This is a genomic window from Paraburkholderia sp. C35 (assembly GCF_003121405.1).
Taxonomy (GTDB): Bacteria; Pseudomonadota; Gammaproteobacteria; order Burkholderiales; family Burkholderiaceae; genus Paraburkholderia.
Genome location: NZ_QBUY01000038.1, coordinates 1 through 17,577, shown reverse-complemented (window position 1 = coordinate 17,577; position 17,577 = coordinate 1). Strand labels below are relative to the sequence as shown.

Genomic DNA, 17,577 nt, shown 5'->3' with positions numbered 1-17,577 from the left:
AATGTTCGATTCAGTAGGACGAATCCACACGCGATACAGGCTCCCGAGCGCCGCACTCCGCAGCGCCCGTCACGGTGACGGCTTGCCACTGGCCGGCATCGTCGCGAGTGAAGTGGAGGTGCGCAATGAAGTTCATAGTTCAGTGGAACGGCCTACCGACGACACAGCAATCAGCCGTCGAGCGCTTCATGAAGACGGGCGGCGCCCTGCCGCCCGACGGCATCAGGATGCTCGGACGCTGGCATACGATCGGCGAGTTGAGCGGCTTCGCCATCATCGAATCCGACAGCAGTGCGCCGATGGCGGCATGGGTGCTTGAGTGGGGCGATCTCTTCACGTTCAGAGTCGTGCCCGCGCTCAGCGACGAGGAACTCGGCGCGGCATTGGGTGCGTTCAAGGCGGGGAAGTGATGCCACTGCTGCCGGACATCCGTTGATGCGCGAGATTAATCAGGATGACGATGCAGTTAGCGAGAGGCAGTGGAACGCGAAAAATCATCGCGCAAACGAAAAAGGACTTACGGCTTGCACCGTAAGTCCTTCTTATCCATCTGGTCGGGGCGAGAGGATTTGAACCTCCGACCACCTGCACCCCATGCAGGTACGCTACCAGGCTGCGCTACGCCCCGAAAGCATGAGAGTATAACAGACACTTCATGCGAATAGAACTGCAACAATCAAACTCGATACAACAAAACATTCAATGACCAAGCAGGTCGATCACCTGCAGCAATTCTTTGCGCAACTGATCGACATCGACCGTGGCGGAAGCCGTGCTTGCCTGCACGACAGTACCTTCCATCACTTCGCCCTCGCCTTCCGCGCCTTGCACAGCGCCATGCGAATCGAGCCGGTTGCGCGCCCCGTTGATCGTGAAGCCCTGCTCATACAGCAACTCGCGGATCCGCCTGATCAGCAGCACTTCATGATGCTGATAGTAACGACGGTTACCTCTGCGCTTCACTGGCCGCAACTGCGTGAACTCCTGCTCCCAGTACCGCAGCACATGCGGCTTCACACCGCATAGCTCGCTGACTTCACCGATCGTGAAGTAGCGCTTCGCGGGAATCGGAGGCAAGACGACTTTTTCGATCGTCGCTGTCATCGTCAGTTAGCGGTCGGTTGACCGTCGTAGTGGTTGCGCGGGCGCGCGATTCGATCAGCGCGCGAAGCTCTCTTCAGCGCCGTTCTCGACCAGCGCCTTCAGCTTTTGACTTGCGTGGAACGTCACGACACGACGCGCAGCGATAGGAATCGCCTCGCCCGTTTTCGGATTTCTGCCCGGACGCTGCGGCTTGTCGCGCAACTGGAAGTTGCCGAAGCCGGACAGCTTGACGCTGTCGCCGCTTTCCAGCGCATCGCGAATCACCTCGAAGAACGCTTCGACCATGTCCTTCGCTTCCCGCTTGTTGAGCCCGACATTGTCGAACAGCAGCTCGGCAAGCTCAGCCTTGGTGAGCGTCGGTGCTTCGGCCGACGCGCTGGAGGATGAGGTAGGAATATCGCGAATCATGGCGCTACGCTGCGCCGTAAGAAGGGCTTCGAAATCACTCGAGTTCATTTCATTCATATCTGTCAAATGGCGCGTCTACCAGAACGGAACTTGCGGAAGAGCCGTTATCGGTTATCCGCGCAACCGGGCGCCATACACTCGAGCAAGACGATCCACCAAAGTCTGAATGGCCAGATCGACCGTTTCATCCTGAAGGGTGCCACCAGTATCTTGCAAGGTTACACGGACCGCAAGGCGTTTCTCGTGCGCCGCCAGTCCGCCGGAAGTATTTGATTTTGCACGAAATTCATCGAACAGCGCAACCCTTTGAATGGTCTTGCAGGCCTCTTCCGTGAGCGCTTTTTGCATCTCGTCAAAGAGCGCCTGAACCTCGATTTTCTGATCGACGACGATCGCAATATCGCGACGCACCGGCGGGAATTTCGACACGTCCGTCGGGGTCGGCAGCGCGCGCTGCATCAGCGCTTCCGCTTCGACTTCGAACAGAATGGGCGCGTGCGGCAGGTCGTACTTCTGCATCCAGCGCGGATGCAGCTCGCCGATCCAGCCGATCGCGCGGCCATCGAGTTCGATGCGCGCGCTACGTCCCGGATGCAGCGCCGGATGTTCCGCCTTCACGAAACGCGCGACAGCGGGCGCCAGCAGCGCCTCGATGTCGCCCTTCACGTCGAAGAAATCGACGGCACGCGTTTGTGCGCCCCACTGCTCTTCGATCACGGGACCATACGCCAGCGCGCCAAGCATCTTCGGTTGCGCGAAGCCTTCGACAGCCAGCTCACCAGCCTTGATCGACGCGTCCTGCAGGAACACGCGACCGGCTTCGAACACGCGAATGCGATCCGCGCGACGGTTCAGGTTGTGGCGCAAAACGTTGATCAGGCTGCCGAACAGCGTCGTACGCATCACCGACAACTGGCTTGCGATCGGATTAAGCAGCTTCACCGGCGTGTCGTTGCCAGCGAAATCCTGTTCCCACTCGGCATCGACGAAACTGAAGTTCACCGTTTCCGCGTAATCGCGCGCGGCGAGCGCGTGACGCAGCGTGTGAATCGAGCGCTGCGTCTCGTTCGTGCGGCGCATTTCGCTGCGCGCAACAGGCGGACGCGCCGGAATCTTTTCGAAACCGTAAATGCGCGCGACTTCTTCAATCAGGTCTTCTTCGATTTCGATATCGAAGCGATACGGCGGCGGCGTGACGAGGAAATCTTCGCCTTCGCGCTCGAACGGCAGGCCAAGACGCGTGAAGATCTGCGCGATCTCTTCAGCGCTGATCGCGATACCGATGATGCGGTTCGCGCGCGCGACACGCATCTTCACAGGCGCGCGGTTCGGCACGTTGACGATCTGATCGTCGACGGGACCGGCTTCGCCACCGCAGATATCGAGAATCAGTTGCGTGATGCGTTCGATATGCTCGACGGTCGTCGAGTAATCGACGCCGCGTTCGAAGCGATGACCCGCGTCCGTCGAGAAGTTATAACGGCGCGAACGGCCACGAATGCTATCGGGCCACCAGAAAGCGGCTTCGAGATAGATGTTGGTCGTATCGAGCGTAACGGCCGTACTGTCGCCGCCCATGATGCCCGCGAGGCTTTCGATGTGCTGATCATCCGCGATCACGCCGACCGTCTCGTCCACTTCGACTGTGTTGCCGTTGAGCAGCTTCAGCGATTCGCCGCGCTTGCCCCAGCGCACGTCCATCGTGCCGTGAATCTTGTCCAGATCGAACACGTGCGACGGACGGCCGAGTTCGAGCATCACGTAGTTCGAGATGTCGACCAGTGCAGAAATGCTTCGTTGACCGGAACGTTCGAGGCGCTCCACCATCCACGCCGGAGACTTCGCGCGCGCGTTGACGCCACGGATCACGCGACCCGAGAAGCGGCCGCACAGATCCGGCGCCGAAATCTTCACGGGCAACGTTTCGTTGAGCTTGACTTCGACGGGCTTGATCGCGAGCGGGCGCAGCGGTGCGCCGGTGATGGCAGCCGTCTCGCGTGCAACACCGAACACGGACAGGCAATCGGCCTTGTTCGGCGTCAACTTGATTTCGAACACGGTGTCGTCGAGGTTCAGCGCTTCGCGAATATCCTGGCCGATCGGCGTATCTTCCGGCAGGATCAGCAGGCCGCTATGATCTTCCGACAGCTTCAGTTCGCGTGCCGAGCACAGCATGCCTTCGCTCTGCACGCCGCGCAGCTTCGACAGCTTGATTGCGAACGGCGCACCGCCTTCTTCAGCGGGCGGCAACTGCGCGCCGACCAGCGCGACGGGCACCTTGATGCCGGGCGCCACGTTCGGCGCGCCGCACACGATGTTCAGCGTCGCGCCCGTGCCGGCATCGACCTGACACACGTTGAGCTTGTCCGCGTCCGGGTGCTTGACGACTTCGAGCACGCGGCCCACGACGATCTTCGACGTCGGCGGCGCGGCGGGACGCAGGTCTTCGACTTCGAGACCGGCCATCGTCAGGGCGTGCGACAGTTCGGCCGTCGTCAGTTGCGGATCGACAAAGGTTCTGAGCCAGGATTCCGGGAATTGCATGGTTCTGTACGTTCTAAACAGGTTGTGTCCGCGTCCGGATGATGCATGGCATCAGGCCGGAGGCGCTGTTTGCGTGACGGCGATCTTCATGTTGACTACCGTCACGCTCTCGTCGCGTGCTATGACGCTGCTCGCTCGCCTCAGGCGAACTGGCGCAGGAAGCGCAGGTCGTTTTCAAAGAACAGACGCAGATCCTGAACGCCGTAGCGCAGCATCGTCAGACGCTCGAGGCCGCTGCCGAATGCAAAGCCGATATAGCGCTCGGGGTCGAGGCCCATGTTGCGGATCACCGTCGGGTGAACCTGGCCCGAGCCCGAAATTTCGAGCCATTTACCGGCGTTCTTGCCGTGCTCGAACATCATGTCGATCTCGGCAGACGGCTCGGTGAACGGAAAGTACGACGGACGGAAGCGCACGAGAATGTCGTCGCGCTCGAAGAATTTTTTTAGGAAGTCGGTGTAGACGCCCTTGAGGTCGGCGAAGCTGATGTTCTCGTCGATCCACAGGCCTTCGACCTGGTTGAACATCGGCGAGTGCGTTGCATCGCTGTCCACGCGGTACGTGCGGCCAGGCACGATCACCTTGATCGGCGGCGTGTTGGTACGCGCGTAGCGGACCTGCATCGGGCTGGTGTGTGTACGCAGCAGCAGCGGACGGCCTTCGGCGTCCTTGCCGTCGACGTAGAAGGTATCTTGCATCGAACGCGCCGGATGGTTTTCCGGGCTGTTCAGCGACGTGAAGTTGTACCAGTCGGTCTCGATTTCGGGGCCATCGGCCACGTCGAAACCAATCGTGCGGAAAATCTGTTCGACGCGTTCCCACGTGTGCATCACAGGATGCAGTGTGCCCTTGCCCGCGCCACGGCCCGGCAAGGTGACGTCGATGGCTTCAGCGGCGAGGCGCTGGTTCAGCAGCGCATCGGCCAGCGCCTGGCGGCGCGCCGTCAACGCGGCTTCGACCTGCTGCTTGACGATGTTGATCCGCGCGCCTTCCGTCTTGCGCGTTTCGGGATCGAGCTTGCCGAGCCCCTTCAACAGTTCCGTCAAGGCACCCGATTTACCGAGAAAGCGTGCTTTCTCGTTTTCGAGCGTGGTGACGTCGGAGGCTTGTTCAAAGGCGCTTTTTGCGTCGGCGACAATCTGGTCCAGATCCATTGATCCCATCTTTTCAACGTCAGTATTCAATCGAAGTAAAACTGGCTCGACCAACAAAAAAGGGGCTCGGTGAGGAGCCCCGTTTTTGTTGCAGCGTCACCGAGACTACCGGATGTTCGCTGCAACGAACCACGCAGTACTAGATGCTAACAGCGCAATCAGGCTGCAACGGCGGCTTTCACCTGCTGAACGATCGCAGCAAAAGCAGCCTTGTCGAACACAGCCATGTCGGCCAGCACCTTGCGGTCCAGTTCGATCGACGCCTTCTTCAGGCCGTTGATGAACACGCTGTACGTCATGTCGTGCTGACGCACCGCCGCGTTGATACGCGTGATCCACAGTGCGCGGAACACACGCTTCTTGTTGCGGCGATCGCGGTAGGCGTATTGGCCTGCGCGCATGACCGCCTGCTTGGCGATGCGATAGACGTTATTGCGGCGGCCGCGGTAACCCTTGGCCAGGTTGATGATCTTCTTATGGCGGGCCCGTGCGGTAACCCCACGTTTGACTCGAGGCATGTTTCGCTCCTATGAGTATCGGTTAAGGGTTAGGCGAACGGCAGCATTGCGCGTACGGAGTTCAGATCGGAATCATGAACTGCCGTGGCGCCGCGCAGGTGACGCTTGTTCTTGGTGGTCTTCTTGGTAAGAATGTGGCGCTTGAAGGCTTGACCGCGCTTGACGGTACCGCCCGGACGAACCACGAAGCGCTTTGCAGCGCTCTTCTTGGTCTTCATCTTCGGCATGACAGACAACTCCATTATTTGATGGACATGGGTGTGCGGTTGGCTCAGAAAGCCCTCACCCGCCCTTCGAAACCCACTCCACTTGGTATGCAGACAACCTGAACTGCCGGTCGCTGCTTTTCGGGAAATACGCCCGCTTCAACATTGCCGCGGACATCTTCCGAAACCTGCTTCGCATACGCCGCCTTTGACGACGCGCGCTTCAAACTTTCCGACAAACGCACCGCGCGCATTGAAACGCGCAGCCGACGTCTGCTTACTTCTTCTTTTTCGGCGCCAGCACCATGATCATCTGGCGGCCTTCCATCTTCGGCATTTGCTCGACCTGACCGACTTCATCCAGATCAGTACGCAGACGCTCGAGCATGCGCATACCGATTTCCTGGTGAGCCATTTCGCGGCCGCGGAAACGCAACGTGATCTTCGTCTTGTCGCCATCTTCAAGGAAGCGGACGAGATTGCGCAGCTTGACGTTGTAGTCACCGTCATCCGTACCCGGCCGGAACTTGACTTCCTTGACCTGGATGACCTTCTGCTTGAGCTTGGCCTCGTGCTGCTTCTTTGCTTCCTGGTACTTGAACTTGCCGTAGTCCATCAGGCGGCAGACAGGCGGAACCGCTTGCGGTGCGATTTCAACCAGATCCACGTCCTGCTGTTCCGACAGGCGGAAAGCATCAGCGAGTTTTACGATGCCGAGCGGTTCGTTGTCGACTCCGACCAGACGCACTTCAGGTGCAGTGATTTCACCGTTGATGCGATGCGCAGACTTATCAGTAGCGATGTTACGTTTCCTCTAAAAATTAAAAAAACGAGCCGCGCTGCCTGGTGGTTAGTTGAACGTCTGTACGTCTTGACGCAGACGCTCGCTGAAGGCATCGAGGGACATCACGCCCAGATCGACGCCGCCACGGGCACGCACGGCTACCGTTTGTGCATCACGCTCTTTATCGCCGACGACCAGCAAATACGGCACCTTCTCCAGCGTGTGCTCGCGTATTTTATAGCTAATCTTCTCGTTGCGCAAATCGGCCTCCACTCTAACCCCTTGTTTTTGCAACGATTGGGCAAGAGATTGTGCGTATTCCGCCTGACTTTCCGCGATATTCATCACGACAACCTGCATCGGCGCGAGCCACGCAGGCATTGCACCAGCATGGTGCTCGATCAGAATGCCGAGGAATCGCTCCATTGATCCGACGATTGCCCGGTGCAGCATGATCGGGCGGCGACGGCTGTTGTCCTCGGCCACGTATTCCGCGCCAAGGCGTTCCGGCAGCACCATGTCGAGCTGCAGCGTGCCGCATTGCCACGAACGGCCGAGCGCATCCTTGATGTGGTATTCCACCTTCGGACCGTAGAAAGCACCCTCGCCTGGCAACTCTTCCCAGGTCACGCCGCACGCGGTCAGCGCGTCGCGCAGACCCTGCTCGGCACGATCCCAGGTTTCATCCGTACCCGCACGCGCATCCGGACGCAGCGACAGCTTGATCTCGACGTTATCGAAGCCGAAATCCTTATAGACGCTCATCGCCAGCGTGTTGAACGCGATCGATTCGCTGATGAACTGGTCTTCGGTACAGAAGATATGCGCATCATCCTGGACGAAGCCGCGTACGCGCATCAAGCCATGGAGCGCACCCGACGATTCGTTCCGATGGCACGAGCCGAACTCCGCATAACGCAGCGGCAGATCGCGGTACGAACGCAGGCCGTGATTGAACACCTGCACGTGACCCGGGCAGTTCATCGGCTTGATCGCGTAGTCGCGCTTTTCAGACTCGGTCGTGAACATGTTTTCACGATAGTTCTGCCAGTGACCGGACGCTTCCCACAGCGAGCGATCCATGATCATCGGCGTCTTGATCTCGAGATAGCCGGCATCGTTCACGCGACGGCGCATGTACTGCTCGACCTGCTGCCACAGCGTCCAGCCGCGCGGATGCCAGAACACCATGCCCGGCGACTCGTCCTGCATATGGAACAGGTCGAGTTGCTTGCCGAGCTTGCGGTGATCGCGCTTTTCCGCTTCTTCGAGCATGTGCAGATACGCGTCCTGGTCTTCCTTCTTCGTCCAGGCCGTACCGTAAATACGCTGCAATTGCTCGTTCTTCGAATCGCCGCGCCAGTACGCGCCTGCGAGCTTCATCAGCTTGAAGACCTTCAGCTTGCCCGTCGACGGGACGTGCGGGCCGCGGCACAGGTCGGTGAAGCCGCCATGCGAGTACAGCTTGATTTCATCCGTGGCAGGAATCGATTCGATGATTTCGGCCTTGTACTTCTCGCCGATGCTCTTGAAGTATTCGACGGCCTCATCACGCGACACCACGCGACGCGACACCTGCTCGTCCTTCTTTGCGAGCTCCTGCATGCGCTTTTCGATCTTTTCGAGATCTTCGGGCGTGAAGGGACGGCTATACGAGAAGTCGTAGTAAAAGCCGTTGTCGATTACCGGCCCGATCGTCACCTGCGCCTCGGGGAAGAGGTCCTTCACTGCGTAGGCGAGCAAGTGAGCGGTCGAGTGGCGAATGATGTCGAGGCCGTCGGCATCCTTGTCCGTGACGATCGCGAGCGACACATCGTGATCGATGAGCGCGGACGTATCGACGAGTTCACCGTCGATCTTGCCGCCAAGCGCAGCCTTCGCGAGACCGGGGCCGATCGAGGCCGCCACTTCGGCGACGGTCACGGGATGCTCGTACTGTCGAACAGAACCATCGGGCAGTCGTATCGAAACCATTTCGTTCTCCGTCATGCCGGCCGGCGGCGGCACAGGCAACAAGCCATTAAAAAATGCGACCAAAAAAAATGCGGCCCCGCTTTCGAGGGGCCGCATTCGTATTCCTGCTGACTACTGCAAACACAAGGGCGAAAGTGGTCCTCGACTAGCGTCGCTCCGAAACTGTTCCGGTCAACGTTCGCGGTGCCATAACCATGATCGCTTTGTTCGCTCTTTGCGCCGAAGCGCTCATTGCAACTTGCGTTTGCGAAACCTCGGCAAACCGAAGCTTCTGATTCGTTGGTAGGCTCGATTGGACTCGAACCAACGACCCCCACCATGTCAAGGTGGTGCTCTAACCAGCTGAGCTACGAGCCTAGAGAAACGAGATTATATGGAGCGTAGAGAAAGTTGGCAAGCGTTTTTATGCGGCGACATCTAAATTCCAGTCGCGCCGCCGTGAACAGCGCAACGGCCGCGTCACTTGCGCGTCGCTCTGACGACGCCCGTCACTTCGCCCAGCATCGCGCACGCGCGCTGTATCTGCGCCGCGCTCGACACTTCCACCGTGAATTGCATGAACGCTGCGTTACGCCGCGACTGCGTCTTCACGCCGACGACGTTCATCTTCTCGCGCGCGAACACTTCGGAGATGTCGCGCAGCAGGCCCTGGCGGTCACTGGCTTCGATTGACAGGTCGACGGGATAGACCGATTTGCCGCGCCCACTCATCACGTCCGCGGACCACGCCGTTTGCAGCACACGCTCAGGCGCGTGTTCGACCATGCGCAGAAAGGTTGGGCAATCACTGCGATGAATCGACATGCCCTTGCCGCGCGTGACGAAGCCGGCGATATCGTCGGGCGGCGCGGGACGGCAGCAGCGCGCGAGTTGCGTCAACAACGCATCGACGCCAACCACGAGCACGCCCGTCGATGCACCATGCGCGACGCTCGCCCCGCTACTGCGCTTCTCGAACTGCTCGGGCGCCTCGACGACAGGCTCTGCCGGTGGCGCATCGTTCAACGCCTGCTCGACGAGCCGCAAGCTGAACTCTTCCTTGCCGACCACCGAGAACAGATCGTCGGTGGACTTGAAGCCGAGCTTGGCAGCAAGCTGATCGAGATTGACCGATGTCTTGCCTTCGCGCTGCAAGGTCTTTTCGACCATCGCGCGACCGGTGGCAATGTTCTCCTGCACATCCACCGCGTTGAACCACGCGCGCACCTTCTGCCGCGCGCGATTGCTTTGCAGATAGCCAAGCTGCGGATTGAGCCAGTCACGCGATGGACCGCCCTCTTTCACCGCGACGATCTCGACAGTCTGCCCATTCTGCAACGGCGTGTTCAGCGGCACCATCGCGCCATCGACACGCGCGCCGCGGCAGCGATGCCCCAACTCGCTATGCAGGTGATAGGCGAAGTCGAGTGGCGTCGCGCCTTGCGGCAACGGAATCACACGCGCCTGCGGCGTAAGCACGTAGATGTGATCGTCGTCGAGCGTGGCCTGGCGAAGCTGCTCCCACGGTTTGATAGCGCCCTTCTCGCCCGGCTTGCCTTCGGAGACATCGTCTTTCCACGCGAGCAGTTGCCGCAGCCACGCAATCTTCTCGTCGTACTTCTCATTGGCACTGAACTGGCCGCCGTAACCGCGCGTGCCCGCTTCCTTGTAGCGCCAGTGCGCCGCCACGCCGTACTCGGCGAACTGATGCATTTCCTGCGTACGGATCTGCACTTCGAACGCGCGGCCATCGTCGCCGATCACCACCGTGTGCAGCGACTTATAGCCGTTCGGCTTGGGCCGCGAGATGTAATCGTCGAATTCTCTTGGCACCGGCTGCCACAGGTTGTGCACGATGCCGAGCACCGTGTAGCAATCCTTGATGTCCGGCACGATGACGCGAAACGCGCGCACATCGTAGAGCTCCGAGAAGTCGAGTTCCTTGCCGCGCATCTTGCGCCAGATGCTGTAGATATGCTTCGGCCTTCCGCTGACCTCGGCCTGGATGTGCGCAGCAGCCAGTTCGCTCTGCAGTCGCGCGATCGCCTCGGACACATAGGTTTCACGCTCGACACGCTTCTCGTCGAGCAGCTTCGCGATGCGCTTGTAGGTGACGGGCTCTTCAAAGCGGAACGCGAGATCTTCGAGTTCCCACTTCAATTGCCAGATACCCAGCCGGTTCGCGAGCGGCGCGTAAATATCGAGCGTTTCACGCGCGACATCCGGCGTGGGCGTGATCTTCGCCGCCGCGTAGTAACGCATGGATTGCAAGCGAGACGCGAGCCGGATCAGCACGACGCGAATATCCTGCGCGAACGCGAGCAACATCTTGCGCAACGCTTCGACCTGCGCGCGGCGCGCGGCCTGCGCATCGCGCCCCGCTTCCGGCATCGCGTTCTGCGCCGCGCGCATGCTCACCGTGCCGAGGCGCAGCAGCTTGCGCACATCGCCGACCAGTTGCGCGACTTCCTCGCCGAAGTTATCGGCGATGGTCTGTTCGGGATTCTGCAGATGCGGCGTCAGCGAGAACAGCGCCGCCGCCAGCACCGCCGGCGGATCGACGTTGAGCGTACGCATGATGGCCGCGGTGCCCGCCGCGTGATCCGCAAGCAACTCGCCCGACGACAGGCGCGCGTCGCCCGCGTGCTCGCGCACGAAGGCAAGCGCGTCGTCGAAAGACGGCGTTGGGTTCGGAGCGGTCGTGACGGTGTCGGTGTTCATCGTGCGGCGGTCCGCGGCGTGCGCGGACGGATCAGGCGAATGCTTGCAACGTGACTGATAGGTTAGCTGCGGGGTTTAGCTGCGCTGGGCGGCCACCACGACCACTTCGACGAGACACTTCGGGTTGGCGAGCTTCGCTTCGACGGTCGCGCGCGGCGGCGTGTTGCCTTGCGCAACCCACTCGTCCCATGCGCCGTTCATGCCGGCGAAGTGCACCATGTCCGAGATGTAGATCTGCACCGACAGCAGCAGCGACTTGTCGCTATTGACTTCGCCCAGCAGGCGGTCGATGTGGCCGAGCACTTCGCGCGTCTGGCCGACGATGTCCTGATCGGTATCTTCGGCAATCTGGCCAGCCAGATAGACCGTGCCGTTATACACAGCCGTTTCCGAGAGACGCTTGCCGACGTGATGACGAATGACTGCCATGAAATTTCCTGTCCGTTGAAAATGAAAAAAACAAGGCGCGACGATGCGTTTTGCTTGAGGAGTCGTTGCTCCAGGCAGTCAACGACGCCACGCCAATCTCATATTATGACGCGTCAGCGCCGTCCCCGATAAAGAACCGTTTCGCAATATCGATCTGATCAGCCGAGAGAAAGGCGGGCGCATGGCCCACACCGGGGATTTCGACACTCGACACGTTGCGCCCTTTCTCGACCATTTGCGTGACGGTTTCACGCGACAGCAGATCGGACTGCTCGCCGCGCACCACCAGCACCGGCCATTCGATCGCCGTAAACGACTGCCACAACGCAGCCTCGCCAAGCGCGGCCAGTTCCGGCGTGGTCTTCGCGAACGGCTCCGCGATGCGCGGATCGTAACGGAAGCGCCACGCGCCATCGCGCTCGTAGACGAGCGGCGCATTGATCTCGCGCCATTCGTCCTGCGTCAACGGGCCGAACGACTGCGCGAGCAACGCCGCGTGATCGATCGCCTCCTGCTGCGTGGCGAACGACACCGGCTGCCCGAGATAACTGCCGATACGCTCGATCGCGCCCGGTTCCAGATGCGGACCGACGTCATTAAGAACCATCTTGCGGATGGGCGAATCTTTCAGCCCCGCGAACGCCATGCCGATCAGGCCGCCCATCGACGTGCCGAACCAGTCCACCGACTCCACGCCCAGCCGCGCGACCAGCGTGACCATGTCGGCGACGTATTGCGGGATCGCGTAATAAGTGGGGTTGGTCAGCCACGAAGACAAGCCCCGCCCGGCTACATCCGGACACACCACGCGATATACCGACGAGAGTGCCGCCGCGAGCCGGTCGAAATCGCGCCCCGAGCGCGTGAGGCCGTGCACACACACCAGCACGCGCGGATTATCGGGCGCGCCCCATTCGGTGTACGCGATGCGATGCAGGCCGGCGGGGCTTGCGCATTGCACGTAGCGTTGACGGGGCGAAGCGGAATCGGATGCGGGCATGGCGGCGACAGACGTAGCGGTCATCAGGTTTCCCTCGATCGGATTTAGGCGATGCGCACAGGCGCACGGAACATGACCGATTCTAAACCGCTTCGCGCGCGGCTCTCATCGATCGAACGGCATAGGAAAAAAGCACGCAAACCAAAAGAAAAACGGGTGCGACCTGGATCGCACCCGCTTCATCACAACCTGACCCGGCGCAATGCCGGGCAAAAAAATCAGCTCACCGCGCTCGTATCGAGCGGTGCACCCGTCTTCGCCTTGATCTCGTCGACGGTGACGCCGTCGGCCAGTTCGACCAGCTTCAGACCACCATCGACCACGTCGATCACGCCGAGATCCGTAATGATGCGATCGACCACGGCCACGCCCGTCAGCGGCAGCGTGCACTCTTCGAGAATCTTGTGCTGGTCGCCCTTCGCGACGTGCTCCATCAGCACCACGACTTTCTTGACGCCCGCGACGAGGTCCATCGCGCCGCCCATGCCCTTGATCATCTTGCCCGGGATCATCCAGTTCGCCAGATCGCCCTTCTTGCTGATCTGCATGGCGCCGAGAATGGCCAGGTTGATGTGGCCGCCGCGAATCATCGCGAACGAATCGGCCGACGAGAAAATCGACGAACCCGGCAGCGTCGTCACCGTCTGCTTGCCGGCGTTGATGAGGTCGGCGTCCACTTCGTCGTCATACGGCGACGGGCCGATGCCCAGCAGGCCGTTTTCCGATTGCAGCCACACTTCCATGCCATCGGGCACGTGGTTGGCGACGAGCGTCGGCAGGCCGATGCCGAGGTTCACGTAAAAGCCGTCCTGCAGTTCCTGCGCCGCGCGCGCGGCCATCTGGTCACGATTCCAAGCCATGGTTATTCTCCGTTCGCGCGGACGATGCGTTGTTCGATACGTTTTTCCGGGGTCGCGTTCAGCACGATGCGCTGCACGAAGATCCCCGGCGTGTGGATCGCGTCCGGATCGAGTTCGCCCGTCTCGACGATCTCTTCGACTTCCACGACCGTGATCTTGCCCGCCATCGCGCACATCGGGTTGAAATTGCGCGCCGTGCGGCGATAGATCAGGTTGCCCGACTTGTCGGCCTTCCATGCCTTGACGAGCGCGACGTCGGCCGTCAGCGAATGCTCGAGCACGTAGTGGTTTTCGCCGAACTGACGCGTTTCCTTGCCGTCCGCGATGATCGTGCCGTAGCCGGTGTTGGTGAAGAAAGCCGGAATGCCCGAGCCGCCCGCGCGCAGCTTTTCAGCCAGCGTGCCTTGCGGCGTGAATTCCAGTTCGAGTTCGCCTGCCAGGTACTGGCGCTCGAATTCCTTGTTCTCGCCGACGTACGATGAGATCATTTTCTTGATCTGGCGCGTTTCCAGCAGCAGGCCGAGGCCGAAACCGTCCACACCCGCGTTATTGCTGATGCAGGTGATGCCCTTGACGCCCGAATCGCGCAGCGACGCGATCAGCGCTTCAGGAATGCCGCACAGCCCAAAGCCGCCGACGGCGAACGTCTGGCCGTCCTTGACGATGCCTTCGAGCGCGGCCGCCGCGCTTGCGTAGACTTTATTCATCAGTGTGTCCCTTCCTTGACTGGATTTCCGAATACGGATTGGTGCGACGCCGTTCTTCTGTCGACTGGGCGCTGCGGGCGAGGCCCGAAACGCCATTCTAGTCATCTGCGGCGAATGGTGGCGCGACTCGTGCAAAACCTTTGAAACCATGCCCGAGCACGCCAGCCGAGCATCTTGTGATGTGCCGAAAGGGTACGATGCGGCGGCCTTGCGGCACAATACGCAAAAATACATAAGTATTCGTACCGCATCCTGTCGCCGCTTTCGCTGATTTCATGCCCGCTCTGGATTATCAAACCGCTTTTCATCTCGCGCCGATCGGCCTCGTGCTGTCGCGTGAACGGATTATCGAAGACTGCAACGAGCAGCTAGCCGCGATCTTCGGCCGCTCGCGCGAGTCGTTGCTGGGACAATCGTTCGCCGTGCTGTATCCGTCGCCCGACGAGTTCGAGCGGATCGGCGAGCGCATTCCGCCCATCATGACGGCGCAAGGCAGTTACGCCGACGATCGCATCATGAAGCGCGCCAATGGCGAACTGTTCTGGTGCCACGTGACGGGCCGCTCGCTGGACCTGTCGATACCGCATGCAGCGGGCGTCTGGACTTTCGAGGACTTGAGCGCGACGCGGCGCGTGGCCGTCGAACTGACGCCGCGCGAGCGCGAGATCGCCGCGCAACTGGTGACGGGGAAAACCAGCAAGCAGATAGGCAGGATTCTCGACATCAGTTCGCGGACCGTCGATGTATATCGCGCGCGGCTGATGCGCAAATACGGCACGGGCAACGCGACGGAACTGCTGCAGCGGCTGCTGGGGAACTGACTTTTGAGGTAGCGCTGTGGCGCCGGCACGGACGGCCGGCGCGCGAGGTCTTCACTGGGCGATGAAAAGCGCTCAGGCCTTCACGAGATGCGCATGTTCGATCGTCGAGCGCAGCAAATCGGGAATCGGCACCGACTTGCCTGCCGCGTAATCGATCCACACACACTTCGCATTGCCGCGCGCGTACAGCGTGTTGGGATCGTCGGCGCGGAACAGTTCGAAGCCCGTGTCGAAACTGCTGCGGCCCGGCGTGCCGACTGTCATGCGGCCAATCACGTCGCCGGGATAGTGCAGCTGCTTCAGAAATTCCATCGATGCATTGACGATCACAGGCCCCTGCCCTTCGCCATTGCCGCCCGCGATGCCAAGCTGCTCGAACCAGGAAATCCGCACCTGCTCCATGTAACGGAAATAGACCGTGTTGTTCACATGGCCAAACGCATCCATGTCGCCCCAGCGGATCGGCATCGACATTTCAAAAACGGGGTGGTAATCGCTCATTGCACTTCTTCTACAGGTTGAATCGGAAATCGGTAAGGCTTCGGGCGCGCTCCGAGGCGCCGCCCGTCAAACCGGTTCGCGCAACGTTCCGCGCGATGCGGACGTTGCACACAGGTGTCAATGATCGCGCGTTTCGCGCTTTTCTGCTCTGAAGCGCGCGCAATGCCTAGTGGATGAAATCACGACAGCCCGAAGCCGTCGTCGGCGGCGATCACCGAGCCGTTGATGAACTGCGATTCATCTGCGGCCAGCAGCAGCAACAGTCCGTCGAGGTCTTCCGGCTTGCCGACGCGGTGGCGCGGCAACATCGACACCAGCTTCTGCCCCTGATCGGTCGACCAGTGATGGTGATTGATCTCGGTATCGATGTAGCCCGGACAGATTGCGTTCACATTGATGCCATGGCGGCCCCACTCCTGCGCCATCGCTTTCGTCATATGCACGACAGCCGCCTTGCTCATCGAGTAAAGGCCGATTTGCGGCAGCACGCGCAAGCCTGCTACGGACGCGATATTGATGATCCGGTACGCCGGTTTGCTCGCGCCGCCGCCGCGCATGATCATGCGCTTGGCCACTTCCTGGGCGACGAAAAAGGCGCCGCGCGTGTTCGTGTCGAACACATATTCGAAGTCGGCGGGGGTCACCTCGGTCAGCTTTTGCGTGGTCGAGACGCCCGAGTTGTTGACGAGGATATCGATCGTGCCCGCCTCGGTCTCGGCGTGCGCGACGGCCGATTTGATGCTCTGGTAGTCGGTCACGTCGAGCGACACGACGGCCGCCGCGCCGCCCGATGCCTCGATCTCGGCACGCAATTCCTTCAGGCGCTCGATACGTCGGCTGGCCAGCACGACCTTGGCGCCCGCCTGCGACAGCACCATGGCAAACCGCTTGCCGAGTCCACTCGACGCGCCCGTAATCAGCGCGACCTTGCCTTCCAGATTGATCGAACGGCCCATTGTCATTTTCCTTGGAACGTGGATGTGACGGGGACTGCCGGCCTGCGCGCCGCGCAAGACATCAGGTCAAATCCCGGTTCACAATAATAGAACGATCGTGCTAATCTTGCCTCATTGTGTTGCAGTGCAGGGATCGTTCAATGACAATACGATCCCGAAAAAAGCATTCTAACGGTAAGAGGAGCATCAATGACCCCCGCAAGTCTGATCGAGCAATATGGCCCGCGCGAGTCGATGGAATACGACGTCGTGATCGTCGGCGGCGGCCCGGCGGGCCTGTCGGCGGCCATTCGGCTGAAGCAGCGTGCCGCGGAAACAGGCGTCGAAATCGGCGTCTGCGTGCTCGAAAAAGGCTCGGAAATTGGGGCGCATATTCTCTCGGGCGCTGTCATGGACCCGCGCGCGATCAATGAACTGATCCCGGACTGGAAGGAAAAAGGCGCGCCGCTGGACGTCGAGGTGACGGAAGACCGCTTTCTTTTCCTCAACGAAACGGGCGCGAAGGCGGTGCCGAACTGGGCGCTGCCGGACAACTTCAAGAATCACGGTAACTACGTGATTTCGCTCGCAAATGTGACGCGCTGGCTGGGTCAGCAGGCCGAAGCGCTGGGCGTCGAGATTTTTCCGGGCTTTGCGGCGGCTGAAGTGCTCTACAACGGCGATGGCTCGGTCAAGGGCGTTGCGACGGGCAATCTCGGTATCGGCAAAGACGGCGAGCCGACCGAGAACTTCCAGCTCGGCATGGAGTTGCACGCCAAATACACGCTGTTCTGCGAAGGCGCGCGTGGTCATCTGGGCCGCCAGCTTTCCGACAAGTTCAAGCTGCGTGACGGCGCTGATCCGCAGGTGTATGGCATCGGCATCAAGGAACTGTGGGAAATCGATCCGTCGAAGCACAAGCCGGGTCTGGT

Annotated in this window: 18 protein-coding genes and 2 tRNA genes; 3 read left to right on the top strand and 17 right to left on the bottom strand. The window is 60.6% G+C overall.

Annotation, left to right across the window (positions count from 1 at the left end; translation table 11 throughout):
• The first annotated feature begins 125 nt into the window (after nucleotides 1–125).
• On the top strand, nucleotides 126–410 hold the full coding sequence (locus tag DK391_RS22085) for a DUF3303 domain-containing protein (protein WP_109480115.1): 285 nt from the start codon (nucleotides 126–128) through the stop codon (nucleotides 408–410).
• A gap of 141 nt (nucleotides 411–551) precedes the next feature.
• Here the strand turns inward: DK391_RS22085 and DK391_RS22080 are convergent.
• The 15 genes from DK391_RS22080 to DK391_RS22005 all read right to left on the bottom strand — a co-directional run bounded on the left by DK391_RS22080 (nucleotide 552) and on the right by DK391_RS22005 (nucleotide 14,388).
• Nucleotides 552–628 (bottom strand) — tRNA-Pro (locus tag DK391_RS22080).
• Between the two features lie 71 nt (nucleotides 629–699).
• Entirely contained in the window at nucleotides 700–1,104 is a 405-nt protein-coding gene (locus DK391_RS22075; RefSeq protein ID WP_109480114.1) for a MerR family transcriptional regulator, read from the bottom strand.
• Nucleotides 1,105–1,158: 54 nt separating this feature from the next.
• The gene (locus tag DK391_RS22070; RefSeq protein ID WP_109480113.1) at nucleotides 1,159–1,569 is read right to left on the bottom strand and encodes an integration host factor subunit alpha; all 411 of its coding nucleotides are present in this window, start codon (nucleotides 1,567–1,569) and stop codon (nucleotides 1,159–1,161) included.
• 54 nt (nucleotides 1,570–1,623) lie between these two features.
• Complete coding sequence (pheT, locus tag DK391_RS22065; RefSeq protein WP_109480112.1) at nucleotides 1,624–4,056, bottom strand: phenylalanine--tRNA ligase subunit beta; 2,433 nt, start codon at nucleotides 4,054–4,056, stop codon at nucleotides 1,624–1,626.
• Between the two features lie 140 nt (nucleotides 4,057–4,196).
• Nucleotides 4,197–5,210, bottom strand: coding sequence for a phenylalanine--tRNA ligase subunit alpha (gene pheS, locus DK391_RS22060; RefSeq protein ID WP_162600889.1), 1,014 nt, complete (start codon nucleotides 5,208–5,210; stop codon nucleotides 4,197–4,199).
• A gap of 158 nt (nucleotides 5,211–5,368) precedes the next feature.
• Entirely contained in the window at nucleotides 5,369–5,728 is a 360-nt protein-coding gene (rplT, locus tag DK391_RS22055) for a 50S ribosomal protein L20 (RefSeq protein WP_109480110.1), read from the bottom strand.
• Nucleotides 5,729–5,757: 29 nt separating this feature from the next.
• Nucleotides 5,758–5,955: a 50S ribosomal protein L35 gene (gene rpmI, locus DK391_RS22050; RefSeq protein ID WP_004191477.1), complete on the bottom strand. Its 198-nt coding sequence runs from the start codon at nucleotides 5,953–5,955 to the stop codon at nucleotides 5,758–5,760.
• 256 nt (nucleotides 5,956–6,211) lie between these two features.
• Nucleotides 6,212–6,736: a translation initiation factor IF-3 gene (gene infC, locus DK391_RS22045; RefSeq protein WP_109480109.1), complete on the bottom strand. Its 525-nt coding sequence runs from the start codon at nucleotides 6,734–6,736 to the stop codon at nucleotides 6,212–6,214.
• 48 nt (nucleotides 6,737–6,784) lie between these two features.
• Entirely contained in the window at nucleotides 6,785–8,692 is a 1,908-nt protein-coding gene (thrS, locus tag DK391_RS22040; protein ID WP_109480108.1) for a threonine--tRNA ligase, read from the bottom strand.
• Nucleotides 8,693–8,972: 280 nt separating this feature from the next.
• Nucleotides 8,973–9,049 (bottom strand) — tRNA-Val (locus tag DK391_RS22030).
• A 102-nt stretch (nucleotides 9,050–9,151) separates the two neighbouring features.
• Nucleotides 9,152–11,392: a bifunctional (p)ppGpp synthetase/guanosine-3',5'-bis(diphosphate) 3'-pyrophosphohydrolase gene (locus tag DK391_RS22025; RefSeq protein ID WP_109480107.1), complete on the bottom strand. Its 2,241-nt coding sequence runs from the start codon at nucleotides 11,390–11,392 to the stop codon at nucleotides 9,152–9,154.
• A 75-nt stretch (nucleotides 11,393–11,467) separates the two neighbouring features.
• The gene (locus DK391_RS22020; RefSeq protein WP_109480106.1) at nucleotides 11,468–11,821 is read right to left on the bottom strand and encodes a RidA family protein; all 354 of its coding nucleotides are present in this window, start codon (nucleotides 11,819–11,821) and stop codon (nucleotides 11,468–11,470) included.
• 103 nt (nucleotides 11,822–11,924) lie between these two features.
• Complete coding sequence (locus DK391_RS22015) at nucleotides 11,925–12,845, bottom strand: alpha/beta hydrolase (RefSeq protein ID WP_109480105.1); 921 nt, start codon at nucleotides 12,843–12,845, stop codon at nucleotides 11,925–11,927.
• A gap of 194 nt (nucleotides 12,846–13,039) precedes the next feature.
• Nucleotides 13,040–13,681 carry a CoA transferase subunit B gene (locus tag DK391_RS22010; protein ID WP_109480104.1) on the bottom strand — a complete coding sequence of 214 codons (642 nt, stop codon included), beginning with the start codon at nucleotides 13,679–13,681 and terminating at the stop codon, nucleotides 13,040–13,042.
• A 2-nt stretch (nucleotides 13,682–13,683) separates the two neighbouring features.
• Nucleotides 13,684–14,388, bottom strand: coding sequence for a CoA transferase subunit A (locus DK391_RS22005; protein WP_109480103.1), 705 nt, complete (start codon nucleotides 14,386–14,388; stop codon nucleotides 13,684–13,686).
• A 275-nt stretch (nucleotides 14,389–14,663) separates the two neighbouring features.
• On the opposite strand from DK391_RS22005, the gene DK391_RS22000 reads away from it, so the two are divergent.
• The gene (locus tag DK391_RS22000; protein WP_109480102.1) at nucleotides 14,664–15,209 is read left to right on the top strand and encodes a PAS and helix-turn-helix domain-containing protein; all 546 of its coding nucleotides are present in this window, start codon (nucleotides 14,664–14,666) and stop codon (nucleotides 15,207–15,209) included.
• 72 nt (nucleotides 15,210–15,281) lie between these two features.
• Here DK391_RS22000 and DK391_RS21995 read toward each other — a convergent pair whose 3' ends face one another.
• Together DK391_RS21995 and DK391_RS21990 are read right to left on the bottom strand one after the other, a co-directional pair.
• Nucleotides 15,282–15,710, bottom strand: a complete 429-nt coding sequence (locus tag DK391_RS21995; protein ID WP_109480101.1) for a thioesterase family protein — start codon at nucleotides 15,708–15,710, stop codon at nucleotides 15,282–15,284.
• 179 nt (nucleotides 15,711–15,889) lie between these two features.
• The gene (locus tag DK391_RS21990) at nucleotides 15,890–16,666 is read right to left on the bottom strand and encodes an SDR family oxidoreductase (protein WP_109480100.1); all 777 of its coding nucleotides are present in this window, start codon (nucleotides 16,664–16,666) and stop codon (nucleotides 15,890–15,892) included.
• Nucleotides 16,667–16,855: 189 nt separating this feature from the next.
• On the opposite strand from DK391_RS21990, the gene DK391_RS21985 reads away from it, so the two are divergent.
• Nucleotides 16,856–17,577 (top strand): NAD(P)/FAD-dependent oxidoreductase (locus tag DK391_RS21985; protein ID WP_162600888.1); only part of this gene is annotated, 722 nt, incomplete at its 3' end.